This is a genomic window from Caulobacter sp. DMC95, from assembly GCF_056313785.1.
Map to the genome: position 1 here is coordinate 514,100 of NZ_JBQUZP010000003.1, position 12,072 is coordinate 526,171.

Annotated in this window: 15 protein-coding genes; 7 read left to right on the forward strand and 8 right to left on the reverse strand. The window is 65.9% G+C overall.

Annotation, left to right across the window (positions count from 1 at the left end; all coding sequences use genetic code 11):
• Positions 1-62: 62 nt before the first annotated feature.
• Positions 63-407, reverse strand: coding sequence for a P-II family nitrogen regulator (locus ACT53N_RS10505; RefSeq protein WP_010918409.1), 345 nt, complete (start codon positions 405-407; stop codon positions 63-65).
• Positions 408-479: 72 nt separating this feature from the next.
• On the reverse strand, positions 480-1,286 hold the full coding sequence (locus tag ACT53N_RS10510; protein WP_476063835.1) for a class I SAM-dependent methyltransferase: 807 nt from the start codon (positions 1,284-1,286) through the stop codon (positions 480-482).
• 65 nt (positions 1,287-1,351) lie between these two features.
• Here ACT53N_RS10510 and gloB point away from each other — a divergent pair, with 65 nt between their 5' ends.
• The 3 genes from gloB to ACT53N_RS10525 all read left to right on the forward strand — a co-directional run bounded on the left by gloB (position 1,352) and on the right by ACT53N_RS10525 (position 3,221).
• On the forward strand, positions 1,352-2,101 hold the full coding sequence (gloB, locus tag ACT53N_RS10515; RefSeq protein WP_476063836.1) for a hydroxyacylglutathione hydrolase: 750 nt from the start codon (positions 1,352-1,354) through the stop codon (positions 2,099-2,101).
• Complete coding sequence (locus tag ACT53N_RS10520; protein WP_476063837.1) at positions 2,098-2,568, forward strand: cupin domain-containing protein; 471 nt, start codon at positions 2,098-2,100, stop codon at positions 2,566-2,568. The genes gloB and ACT53N_RS10520 overlap by 4 nt, the downstream gene beginning before the upstream one ends.
• A gap of 212 nt (positions 2,569-2,780) precedes the next feature.
• On the forward strand, positions 2,781-3,221 hold the full coding sequence (locus ACT53N_RS10525; protein ID WP_476063838.1) for a hypothetical protein: 441 nt from the start codon (positions 2,781-2,783) through the stop codon (positions 3,219-3,221).
• A gap of 5 nt (positions 3,222-3,226) precedes the next feature.
• Here the strand turns inward: ACT53N_RS10525 and ACT53N_RS10530 are convergent, their stop codons facing one another.
• From ACT53N_RS10530 to ACT53N_RS10545, 4 genes are all read right to left on the reverse strand, one after another.
• Positions 3,227-4,216, reverse strand: coding sequence for a LacI family DNA-binding transcriptional regulator (locus ACT53N_RS10530; RefSeq protein WP_476063882.1), 990 nt, complete (start codon positions 4,214-4,216; stop codon positions 3,227-3,229).
• Positions 4,217-4,440: 224 nt separating this feature from the next.
• Positions 4,441-5,223: a DUF4908 domain-containing protein gene (locus ACT53N_RS10535; RefSeq protein WP_476063839.1), complete on the reverse strand. Its 783-nt coding sequence runs from the start codon at positions 5,221-5,223 to the stop codon at positions 4,441-4,443.
• A 123-nt stretch (positions 5,224-5,346) separates the two neighbouring features.
• Positions 5,347-6,069: an acetoacetyl-CoA reductase gene (phbB, locus tag ACT53N_RS10540; RefSeq protein WP_476063840.1), complete on the reverse strand. Its 723-nt coding sequence runs from the start codon at positions 6,067-6,069 to the stop codon at positions 5,347-5,349.
• A gap of 69 nt (positions 6,070-6,138) precedes the next feature.
• Complete coding sequence (locus ACT53N_RS10545) at positions 6,139-7,314, reverse strand: acetyl-CoA C-acetyltransferase (RefSeq protein WP_476063841.1); 1,176 nt, start codon at positions 7,312-7,314, stop codon at positions 6,139-6,141.
• Between the two features lie 216 nt (positions 7,315-7,530).
• Here ACT53N_RS10545 and phaR point away from each other — a divergent pair, with 216 nt between their 5' ends.
• On the forward strand, positions 7,531-8,181 hold the full coding sequence (phaR, locus tag ACT53N_RS10550; RefSeq protein ID WP_476063842.1) for a polyhydroxyalkanoate synthesis repressor PhaR: 651 nt from the start codon (positions 7,531-7,533) through the stop codon (positions 8,179-8,181).
• 47 nt (positions 8,182-8,228) lie between these two features.
• A complete protein-coding gene (locus tag ACT53N_RS10555) occupies positions 8,229-8,552 on the forward strand; it encodes a hypothetical protein (RefSeq protein ID WP_476063843.1) in 324 nt (107 codons plus the stop codon).
• Here the strand turns inward: ACT53N_RS10555 and ACT53N_RS10560 are convergent.
• The gene (locus tag ACT53N_RS10560) at positions 8,549-8,857 is read right to left on the reverse strand and encodes a helix-turn-helix domain-containing protein (protein ID WP_476063844.1); all 309 of its coding nucleotides are present in this window, start codon (positions 8,855-8,857) and stop codon (positions 8,549-8,551) included. The genes ACT53N_RS10555 and ACT53N_RS10560 overlap by 4 nt on opposite strands.
• Before the next feature lie 62 nt (positions 8,858-8,919).
• Between ACT53N_RS10560 and ACT53N_RS10565 the strand changes: the two genes are divergently transcribed.
• Complete coding sequence (locus tag ACT53N_RS10565) at positions 8,920-8,985, forward strand: hypothetical protein (RefSeq protein ID WP_024265562.1); 66 nt, start codon at positions 8,920-8,922, stop codon at positions 8,983-8,985.
• A gap of 85 nt (positions 8,986-9,070) precedes the next feature.
• Positions 9,071-9,943, forward strand: a complete 873-nt coding sequence (gene hemF, locus ACT53N_RS10570) for an oxygen-dependent coproporphyrinogen oxidase (protein WP_476063845.1) — start codon at positions 9,071-9,073, stop codon at positions 9,941-9,943.
• A 19-nt stretch (positions 9,944-9,962) separates the two neighbouring features.
• On the opposite strand, the gene ACT53N_RS10575 is transcribed toward hemF, so the two are convergent.
• Positions 9,963-11,759, reverse strand: coding sequence for a methyl-accepting chemotaxis protein (locus ACT53N_RS10575; protein WP_476063883.1), 1,797 nt, complete (start codon positions 11,757-11,759; stop codon positions 9,963-9,965).
• Positions 11,760-12,072 lie beyond the last annotated feature (313 nt).

The following is a 12,072-nucleotide window of genomic DNA, read 5'->3' on the forward strand; positions in this document are numbered from 1 at the left end:
GCAACGCGCGGAAGGTGTTATGGCTCCGCTTGAGCGCGCGGTCTTGTGAACTCTTGCTGAGATCAGCCCGCGATCGCCGCAGCGTCGCGCTCGCCCGTGCGAATGCGCAGGGCCTGTTCCAGATCCATGACGAAGACCTTCCCGTCGCCGATCTTGCCCGTGTTGGCGGTGCGCTGCAGGGCCTCGATCACCGGCTCGAGCACGTCGGTTGGCACGGCGATCTCCAGCTTCACCTTGGGCAGCAGCTTCACCTCGTATTCGGCGCCGCGATAGACTTCCGTCTTGCCCTTCTGGCGGCCGTAGCCGCGCACCTCGGTGACGGTCAGACCTGACGCGCCCGCCTCTGTGACCGCTTCGAGCACCGCGTCCAGGCGGCTCGGCTTAATCACGGCGACGATCATCTTCATGGCGCGGCTCCCGGGAGCGAACGGTTTCTAAGAGTCCAAGCTAGGCGCGCAAACGCCCGGCTCCAAGTGCGTTCAGCGATCAAGGCCGCTCGGCGCCTTAGGAACGGGCGCCTTGTTGACCGGAACCGGGCGCTCACCGGTCTGACGCACCGGCGTCGGTCCGGCTGGACTGGGCAACAGGACGCCCGGCGCGAAGACCCTGGCCCTAGCGCGATGGCCGCGTGGCTTGACCGCGAAGGTCTGCTTGATGGCCTCCATCAGGATCACACCCGCAAAACGGGGCCACAGTGTCGCGCCGACCTGCTCGAAACCCTCGGCCCAGCTCGACATGGCGCCGACCGGCGGAACATAGAGCGCCCGCGTCCACCCCGCTGGCTCCAGCCCGACTTCGCGGATCAGGCTCTCCAGCTGGCTGCGGCTGTAGGGCCGGCCATGACCGAATGGCGTGCCCTCGGCCCCCGCCCACACGCCGTCGCGGGACGAGACTGCGACGATCAGGCGGCCGGTCGGGGCCATGACCCGGCCGATCTCGGCCAGGAGGGCGGCCGGATCGTCGGCCTCCTCCAGAGCATGGACCGCCAACACCCGGTCAAAGAGCGCGTTGGGCAAGGGCAAAGCGGCGTCCTCGACGAGACACGCCTGGTTACGGCCGCCATGCGGCCAAACCTCGACGCCCTGCTGAGCAGGCATGGCGGCCACCACGCGGCGGGCCTTGGCGCGCGCCGCGTCCAGGAAGGGCGTGGCATAGCCGACGCCCAGCACGTCGAGGTCGCGGGTGTCGCCCCAGGCCTCCTCGACCTTGCGCGTCAGCATGGTCCGCGCCGCGCGGCCCAGCGGCGAGGCGTAGAAGGCCCTGAGATCGAGCACGTCGCGACGCATTGAGTCTCCCGAACCACGAGGCCTTCGTTGTAGGCTCGCCCGCGTCACCGCACCAGAGCACCCCCATGGCCTTGATCGTCCACCAATTCCCCTGCCTGTCCGACAACTATGGCTTCCTGGTTCGCGACCAAGCCAGCGGCAAGGTCGCCACGGTCGACACGCCCGACGCCGACGCCATTCTCGCCGAGCTGGGCAAGCTGGGATGGTCCTTGGACATGATCCTGAACACCCACTGGCATCCGGACCACGCGGGCGGCAACGCGGTGCTGAAGACGGCGACGGGCGCCGAGATCGTCGGCCCCGCCGAGGTGACCCGCATCGCGCCGCTCGACAAAGCGCTCGTCGACGGGGACGTGGTGATGCTGGGCGAGACCCGCTTAGACGTCATCGACACCGGCGGTCACACGCTGGGTCACATCAGCTATCACGACGCAGAAAATGCGATCGCCTTCGTCGGCGATACGCTTTTCGCCCTCGGCTGCGGTCGCCTGTTCGAGGGAACGGCCGAACAGATGTGGACGTCGCTTCAGCGGCTGACCGATCTGCCGGACGCCACAACCGTCTACTGCGCGCATGAGTACACCGCCTCCAACGCGCGCTTCGCCCTGTCCGTCGACACGGCCCCCGTGGTGAGAGAGCGCGCCGACGCCGTGTTCGCGGCCCGCGAGCGCGGCGAGCCGACCGTGCCGACGACCATTGGCGCCGAGAAGGCCACCAACCCGTTTCTCCGCGCGCCGCTTCTGCGACCGGACGCGCCCTCGCCGGCCGAGGCTTTCGCCGAGATCCGTGCGGCCAAGGACGGGTTCAAAGGATGAACGACATGACCAACCAAGGCCTGGGCCTCTCGGGCGATCTGGGCGCCAAGGAAATCGTGCGGATGCTCGACCTGCAGCCTCATCCTGAGGGCGGCTGGTATCGGCAGACCTTTCAGGATGCGCCGGGCGCAGATGGACGGGCCGCCTCGACCTGCATCTACTATCTGCTCGAAGCCGAACAGATGTCGGCCTGGCACCGCGTCGATGCGGTTGAAACCTGGCACTACTACGCCGGCGCGCCCATCTCGCTGACCCTGTCGCCGCCCGACGGCAAGGGCGCGACCGCCTATGTGCTGGGTCCCGACCTGCGCGCTGGATGCCGTCCGCAGGTGGTCGTGCCCACGTCGTGGTGGCAGACCGCCGTCAGCCTGGGCGCCTGGACGCTCGTCGGCTGCACCGTCGCGCCAGGCTTCCGCTTTGAGGGCTTCGAGATGGCTCCGCCGGACTGGACGCCCTCCAAATCCTGAGTCGGCGACCACGAAGACGCGGTTCCTTGTTCCAGATCAGCGCGCGATCACATGCCCCGAGTAAAGCTTGAGGGCGCCTGCGTCAGCATGTCGCAGGCGCTCAAAGCGGGTACCCATTGTGGGCAACTTGGTCGCATGGCGTCGTAAGTTGAGCCATGCAATCCATTTCAAATTACATGGAAGCGCCGACTCCGGGGGGAACTAAGTCGCCTATGTCTGAAGAGTACGCCAACGCTCGCGCCGCATCTCGGTATGCGACCGATTACATTCTGCGCTGGGTTGAGATCGCGAACGAAGTCCACGGGTCGGACCTGCTTTACGCGCTCGTTTTCACAACGCTGTGGGCCGGAAACTGCTCGCATATCCGCGGCGGTCACTATGCCGATGTCGATGACGTGCCGCCGGATCATGAGCGCCGCCCCCTGACCGTTCGCCAGGTCGCCGACTCGCTGGGCCTCCCCTACGAGACCGTCCGACGTCGCTTCGTGGAAATGCTCGAGAAGGGCATGGCCCAACGGGTGGGCCGCGAAGGGTTCATCGTTCCCCATTCCGCCTTGGCCAAACCCGAGGTGCTTCAGGGCCTGCGCCGCTCGCACCAGAGCCTGACCCGCTTCTTGAAGGACCTGAAGGCGATCGGCATCGAGGCGGCCTAGGGGCTCTAAACGCTGCTGCCCCGCACGATCAGCTCGACGGGCGACAAGGCCGACTCGACAGGTTCACCCGCCATGCGGGCGAAGAGACGATCGACCATCTCGCGCGCCGCCAGCGACAGGTCTTGGCGCACCGTGGTGAGGGGCGGCGCGCTGTGGCGCGCCAGAACGATATCGTCGAAGCCGACCACCGCGACGTCCCCCGGAACGCTCCTGCCCGCCTCCGACAGGGCGGCGATGGCGGCCAGTGCGATGACGTCGGAAAAGGCGAAGACCGCATCAAAGCTCACGCCGCTGGCGACAAAGGCGGCGATCGTCTCGCGCGCCTCGTCCATCGTGTAGTGCGCCGGGACGACCAGGGCCGGATCGAAGGGCAGCCCCGCTCCCGCAAGACCTTGCTGATAGCCGTCGAACCGCTGAGCCGCCTCCGGGGCGTCAACGGCGCCCAAGAAGGCGATCCGCTTGCGTCCCGCCTTCGCCAGATGCGCCACGGCCATGCGGCCGCCAGCGACATTGTCGCTGCCGACCGAGCAATAGGTCTGTCCGGGCAATTGAGCGCCCCAAACCACCAGGGGCTTGTAGGTCCGGGCGACCTTGTTCAGGACCTCGTGCTGATTGCTCTGCCCGATCAGAAGCAGTCCATCGGCGCGATGCGCCTGGATGATCCGCTCCAGCCAGCCCGTCTCTGTCACGACCACCTTGTGCAGGAGGACCGCATAGTTCCGACGGGTGATCTCATCGGCAAGCCGCCCGACCATCTCCAGAAAGAACGGATCCGAGATCAGTTGCCCTGTCTCGTGAGCGAGCGGGATGATGACACCGATCGTGTCGGTCTTGCGGAGGCGCAGGGACCGCGCCGACTGGTTGACGACATAGCCGTGCGTCTGGGCGATCTCGACAATCTGATCGCGCAGCGGCTTGGGGATCAGCGGATTGCCCGCCAGGGCCCGGGACACCGTGGAGATCGACACGCCCGCCATGCGCGCGATGTCGGCCATCTTCAGGCGACTTTTCTCGGGCGGCTGGTCGGTATCGGGGTTCACCATGACGCGACAATAAGACCCTGCGACCGAGCGGAAAGGCTCGCTGGCGTCGCATGACGCTAGGTTGCGTTTGCGCCTCGACACCGTTGAGGAGGTATCGACTACCGTTCCTCCACGGCGCCGTAAACCGGTGCTGCGCGATTATGAGTATTTTGAGAGAACGCCGTTCGACCGCTCATCTAGCGATGGATCACCTTGATGATCTTTTTCGACGACGGTCGCCCCGCCAAGCCCTGCTCCGGGGAGTAGGTGATGGTCAGCGCCCCGTCCTTCAGCGTGGCCGACGGCTTGCGCCCCTCGGTCAGCAGGACCCGTGCGATACGCGAAATCAGGGTTCGGTCGCCCTTGCGCGCCATGCGCTCGAACGCCTCGGCGACGATGGTCGCTGAGTCAGCGGCCAGGACCGAGGTTTCCGGGCGGACGTCTTCCACCGTGGCGAACTCGATATCGCGCTGCGCCGCGCGACTGGCGCGCGCCGTCGCGATCCGCACCCGCTGCACGAACACACTGAACGACAGAATTGACGGAGGCTGGATCGATTGCGCCCGCCCCGAAAGGGCGGCCGCCGCCCCCATCGGCGCATCGTCGGTGAAAAGAATGATGCCGCCGAGCTTGGTGACCCGCAGCACCGGCTCGCCCAAATCGTTGCGATAGATGACGTCGCCGCGCGAGGCGGGCTGGGCCTGAAGCACCCAGATTTCCGCGCTGTTGTCGAACTTCATCAGCGGGCGCGGCGCGGCCTGATCAAAGATGAACGCGCCGCCGGTCTCGGAGACATAGCGCGCCACGGGCGGCGCCGGCGCGCGGCGGGCCTCCGCCGCCCCCTTGTGACCCAGCAGAGCGTCGCGCAGAGAATGCGGAAGCTGTTGGGCGTGCGCGGACGCCCCCATGAGCATCAAAGCGGCGATCGTCAGGGCCGCCCGGGCGCCCCAGTCGCCAAACTCCGCCTTACAGAATGTCATGCGATCCGTACTGCCCGTCGACTAGGGCGAATCTTGGACGCGTAAACGCCGATCACCCGAAGCCCGGAACATGAGGCCAAACCGCAACAGCGGCCGTCAAGTCCGAGCTTCGGAGACCAATCCTTAGGCCATGTACTGGCCGCCGTTGAGGGTGAGGGTGGCGCCGGTCACGAAGCCTGCGCGCTCGCCCGCCAGGAACGAGACCATGTCGGCGATTTCCTCGCCGCGGCCCAGGCGTCCGACAGGGATGCCAGCGACGATCTGGGCCAGCACGTTCTCGGGAACGGCCGCCACCATTTCGGTGTCGATATAGCCAGGGCAGATCACATTGACCGTGACGCCCTTCTTGGCGTTCTCCAGGGCCAGGGCCTTGGTGAAGCCGATCAGGCCAGCCTTGGCGGCCGAATAGTTGGTCTGCCCCATCTGGCCCTTCTGGCCATTGATCGAGCTGATGTTGATGATCCGACCCCAGCTGCGGTCGCGCATGCCTTCGATGACCGGACGAGTCATGTTGAAGGCCGAGTCCATGTTGACCCGGATCACTTCCGACCACTGCTCATAGGTCATCTTGTGCAGCATGCCGTCGCGGGTGATGCCGGCGTTGTTGACCAGGATGTCGATGGGGCCAAGCTCGGCCTCGACCTTCCTCACGGCCGCCTGGCAGTCGTCGAACACGCCCACATTGCCCTTCACAACCATCACGCCCAGCTCCTTGGCGCAGGCCTCGGCGGCGACTTCGTTGCCGGAATAGCCGGCCGCCACCTTGTGGCCGTCGGCGATCAATCGCTCGCAGATGGCCCGACCAATCCCGCGGGTGCCGCCGGTCACGAACGCAACTCTCGTCATGTAACTCTCCCGATCGCTTTTCTTGTGTTGAGAGGCGGCCCGCCGAAAAGCGGGCCGCTTGAGGTTGGCTCAGACCGCTTCCACGCACATGGCCACGCCCATGCCGCCGCCGACGCACAGCGTGGCGAGGCCCTTCTTGGCCCCCGAGCGCTTCATCTCGTGGACCAGCGTGGTCAGGATGCGTGCGCCCGAAGCGCCGATTGGGTGACCGATGGCGATGGCCCCGCCGTTGACGTTCACCTTGGCGGGATCCAGGCCCAGTTCTCGCACCACGCACAGGGCCTGGGCGGCGAAGGCTTCGTTGCTCTCGACGAGATCGAGATCCGAGACCGACCAGCCGGCCTTTTCCAGCGCCTTCTTAGAGGCCGGGATCGGGCCAGTGCCCATGATCTCTGGCTCGACGCCGGCGTTGGCCCACGAGGCGATCTTGGCGAGCGGCTTCAGGCCGCGCTTGGCGGCCTCCTCGGCGCTCATCAGGACAAGCGCGGCGGCGCCATCATTGAGGCCCGAAGCGTTGGCGGCGGTGACCGAGCCCTCCTTGGTGAACGCCGGCCTCAGACCCTGAACGCTCTCGATCGTCGCGCCGTGACGAATGAACTCGTCCTTGTCGACGATCGTGTCGCCCTTGCGGCCCTTGATGGTGATCGGGACGATCTCGTCGTCGAACTTGCCGGCCTTCTGGGCGGCCTCGGCGCGGTTCTGGCTGGTCACCGCGAACTTGTCCTGGTCCTCGCGGGTGATCTGCCAGCGGCTGGCGATGTTCTCGGCCGTCTGCCCCATGTGGTAGCCGTGGAAGGCGTCCCACAGGCCGTCCTTAATCATGGTGTCGACAAACTGCAGGTCGCCCATCTTCTGGCCGCCACGCAGGTTCTGCGCGTGCGGCGCCTGGCTCATGCTTTCCTGGCCACCGGCGACGACGACCTTGGCCGAGCCATCGGCGATCTGCTGAGCCGCCAGCGCGACGGCGCGCAGGCCCGAGCCGCACAGCTGGTTCAGGCTCCAGGCCGGGGCCTCGACCGGGATGCCGGCCTTCACCGAAGCCTGACGCGCCGGACCTTGGCCAGCGGCGGCCTGCAGCACCTGGCCCAGGATCACTTCATCAACGTCGGAAGGCGCGATCCCCGCGCGCGACACGGCGGCCTCGATAGCCGCCTTGCCCAGCTCCGAAGCCGGCAGGCTGGCCAGGGCCCCGTTGAACGAGCCCACCGGCGTGCGGGCGGCGGAAACGATGACAATCTCGCTCATGCGATAGCTCCCGTGACGATCTGACGTGACGCTTCGCGGGTGCGGCGCCCGTTATTTTGCAATGCAGCATCAACATGCACGCCACGACCGCGTTCGTCACGAGCACATTTTCACGCCTTCGCGACGCCTCCAAGTCATCAGACCACTGGCGTCATGCCTTTGCATTCGCGATAGTGCGATGCGAAAAGCGGACGTAACCGCTGTCTAGGGAACGAAATGTCCGAGAACCCTGAAAAAGGCGAAACGGCCGCCGGAAGCGAGAAATCGGCCGGCCAGCGCGTGATCATCAAGAAATACGCCAACCGTCGCCTCTACAACACAGCCTCCTCCTCATACGTCACCCTCGAACACCTCTCGGACATGGTGAAGGAGGGCGTCGATTTCGTAGTCTACGACGCCAAGACAAACGACGACATCACGCGTTCGGTCTTGACCCAGATCATCTTCGAAGAAGAAAACCGCGGCGGCGGCCAAAATCTGCTGCCCATCCAGTTCCTACGCCAGTTGATCGGCTTCTACGGCAACTCGATGCAGGCTTTCCTGCCATCGTACCTTGAGATGTCGCTGGAAAGCTTCGCCAAGCAGCAGGAGCGCCTGCGGGGCCAGTTGTCGACCATGGCGCCCGGCAAGATGCCGGGCATGGGCGTCTATGAAGACCAGATCCGTCAAAACATGGCGCTGTTCGACCGCGCTATGAAGATGTTCTCGCCTTTCGCCTATGTCCGGCCCGAGGACGCCCCCGCCGCGCCGGCCGAGCCCGCAGCCGCCCCCCCGCCCGCGCCGGCCGGCGACGACTCCCTGGCCGACCTGAAGCGGCAGATGGAGGCGATGCAGGAACAGATCGCCAAGCTGGCCAGTAAGTCTTAACCAAGCCGATCCAGCCGTTCTTAACCGTCCCATCCTAGGGTCGGGACATGAGCGGTCCGATCGATCCCCTTCGACGCCCTGGTCCCACGCGTCGCGCCTTGCCGGCGCCGCGGGATTCTGCTCATCGCGACGCTGACGACGATGTGGTGTTCGTGGTCGAGGAGGATGTTCAGTCGCCGCCGCCTCCGCCGCGCCGCGAAGGCTTCGCCGCGTTCGCCGCCCACCTCATGGGACAAGCCGGTCAGAAGCGCGGCCTGCGCGGTGGGCAGGAAGTGCTGGATACGGCCAGATCGACCTATCTTGGCACGGAATACTCTGGCCCCTCCGATCGGCGGCCACCGACCGGCCTTCTGAAAAAGACCAATATCTAGCGCGTAAGCTTCGCCAGCTGGGCCTCCAACGCCGCGACCCGAACTTCCAGGTCAGCAATCCTGTCACGGTCATTCGGCGGCGGCGGACGCACGCCCGCGCGTGAGGCCGCCTCGGCGGCGGAAACGCCCAGCAACTCGGCGAAGGCGTTGATTTCCCGCATCGAAAGCTCGCGCTGGTCCTTGAAGGCCAAAGCGAGATCCGCCTCTGTCATGCCCGCGACGGCGGCGAGGACGACGCGCGTGAGGCCGCGCTCCCCCAGACGCTGATCATACCAGGCGGCGTCAAAGAACAAGGCCATCAGCAACGCCCGCCCGGCTGGCGCCGTTCTTGCTTAATCGAAGGTGAATTCATCGCCGCGAGCTCGCCATGTCCATCGCCGTCCGCATCTTCGACATCGTCGTGGTCGCCCTGATCTTCACCGCCCTCACCTGATCTGGCCATCCTCTACGACCTCGGCGCCCCCGTTGTCGTCACGGACCCATTTGCACCCGAGCGCGCAGGGGCTTAATCGGCGGGTATGAGCACCGATCAAGACCTAGACGCCAAGAAAGCCGCCGCCCGGGCGTGGTTCGAAAGCCTGCGCGACCAGATCTGCGCCGCCTTCGAGAAGCTCGAGGATGAGGCCCCCGCCGACCTCTATCCCGGCGCGCCGGGACGGTTCGAGAAAAAGGCCTGGGACCGTCAGGCCGGCGGCGGCGGCGTGATGGGCATGATGCACGGCCGTCTGTTCGAGAAGGTTGGCGTCCACGTCTCGACGGTGTTCGGGACCTTCACCCCCGAGATGGCCAAGAACATGCCGGGCGCGGCCGAGGACCCTCGGTTCTTCGCCACGGGGATCAGCCTGATCGCCCACATGACCAATCCGCGCGTGCCGGCCGTGCACATGAACACGCGCTTCATCGCCACGACCAAAAGCTGGTTCGGCGGCGGCGGCGACCTGACCCCCCTGCTTGGCTACCAGCGCCAGCAGGACTTCCCGGACGCCATAGACTTCCACGCCGCCTACAAGCGGGCCTGCGACAAGTACGATCCGGAGTGGCACCCAAAGTACAAGGCCTGGTGCGACGAGTATTTCTTCCTGCCCCACCGCAACGAGCCGCGCGGCATCGGCGGCATCTTCTACGACCACCACGACAGCGGCGATTGGGCGCGCGACTTCGCCTTCACGCAGGATGTCGGCCGCGCCTTCCTTGAGATCTACCCCACCTTGGTGCGCCGTCGCATGGGCGAGGCCTGGACCGCCGAGGAGCGCGAGCAGCAACTCATCCAGCGCGGTCGCTACGTGGAGTTCAACCTGCTCTACGATCGGGGCACAATGTTCGGCCTCAAGACCGGCGGCAACGTCGAGTCGATCCTCAGTTCGATGCCGCCGGCGGTGAAGTGGCCTTAGGGCCGCCCCTTGACGCGATCTAGGCGGCCATGCGGCGTACGTTCTCGCTCAGCGAGAACGCCTGAACAAGATGCATCAGGTCCGAGGCTTCCCGTGTAAGGCTGTGGCTGGCGGCCGTGGTCTCTTCGACCATGGCGGCGTTCTGCTGGGTCACCTGGTCCATCTGAGCGACGGCGCTGTTGATCTGGCCGAGGCCCGCGGCCTGCTCCTGGGCCGACATCGCGATGTCGTTGACCAAGGCCTCGATCCCCGAGAATTCCTCAACCACCGCGCTCAGCGCCTTTCCGACCCGGCCAACCAGACCCACGCCGCTCTCCACGCTGGATGAGGCTTCGGCGATCAGGCCCTTGATCTCCTTGGCCGCGTCAGCCGAGCGTTGGGCCAAAGCGCGGACTTCCATGGCGACGACTGCAAAGCCACGCCCAGCCTCTCCGGCGCGGGCGGCCTCGACCCCCGCGTTCAGCGCAAGCAGATTGGTCTGGAAGGCGATCTCGTCGATCACCCCGATGATCTGGTTGATCTGACGCGACGACGTATCGATCCGCTCCATGGCGCCGATCGCCTCACCGGCCAGGTCGGCCGATTGGGTCACAGACGAGCGACTACGCGACGTTGATTGTTGAGCCATTGCGGCGCGCTCTGCGCTTTGCCGGATCGTCGAGGTGACCTCCTGCAACGCTGCGGCGGTCTCCTCCAGGCTCGCGGCCTGCTGCTCGGTGCGCCGGGAGAGATCGTCGGCCGCCGAGGAAATCTCGCCTGCGCCGCCGCCGACCGTGCCCGCCATGACGATCACCTTCGCCAGGGTGGTTTCGAGCGTCTGGACCGAAGCGTTGAAGTTGATCCGCAGATCCTCGAACTCGGACGGGAAAGGCTCACTGATGCGCTGGTTCAATTCGCCGCGCGCTAGGCCGCTAAGACCTCGGCCGAGCGCCGAAACAACCTGATCACGCGCGCGGGACTCGGCGAGCGCCTGAGCGGCCTGACGCTGCTGCGCATCCATAGCACGCGCATCAGCCGCCAGTTGCTGCTCGCGGGCGGCGCGACGTTCCAGAACCGCGGTTCGGAAGACGCCGACGGAGCGGGCCATGTCTCCCAGTTCGTCGCGGCGCCCTTGGTACGGGACGTCTCTGTCATAGTCGCCATCGGCGAGCGAGCCCATGTAGCCGGTCATGCCGAGCAACGGCGTGACCACCTTCTTCCGGAGGATCCAAACCCCGCCGGCAGCCACCACCAGCATGAGTACCGTCGCCAGGCCCACGGCGATGAAGATTCGGCGAGACTGCGCCTCGGCGGCGTGGATCTGCGACTTCGAAAGGCCGATGGCGAGCGGCGTAAGCTTGTCGATCACCCGGCGGTGGGCAAGGTAAGAGACGGTCATCGCATCTAGGCCCGCGTTCATCGCGGCGACGTCGCCAGCGCGCAGGGCCGGGCGGTACTGCTTGTCGGCGATGGTCCAGAACTGCCTGACGTGCACATCAGACGCCGCCAGAGCCTCCTTGATCTCAGGCGTCAAGGGTCGCGTCTCCCAATGGGCGCGGCGCTCTTCGTAGCTGGTTTGCAGCGCCTCAATGTGACTGTCGAGCTCGGCGGCTTTGCCCGGCTCGTCAGGGCCGCGATGAGCCGTCAGGAGCGCCTCGACAATGAACAGCGGCGGCGGCAGGATGTCAGCCACCAAGGCGTCGGCTTCAATCTGGCGGTCCGAGACAGGGCCGCCGACGCGCAGGGTCATCAAAGCGTAGGAAGCCGCCCCCGTCGCCAGAGCGAAGGCTGCGATCAGCGCGACCGCGAAGAGGTTCAAAGTGCCTGAGATTCGCAGTGACATCGTTTGCATTTTCTCCCTGCGGCAAAATGCAGCGCGTCTCTTAACGAGAGGGAAACGGTCATCTCGCCCCTACCCGAATCGCGTATCGACGTTATCCCTAATGGAGTGCGGACAAAAAAAGGCCCGGGATCACTCCCGGGCCCTTTCTTAGTCACTCGGGCGACGCCGCCTATTCGGCGTCCGCCTGGGCGCTCCGCAGAGCGCCCAAACCTTGGCTTTCTTTCGGACCGCCTATTCGGCGTCCGCCTGGGCGCTCCGCAGAGCGCCCAAACCTTGGCTTTCTTTCGGACCGCCTATTCGGCGTCCG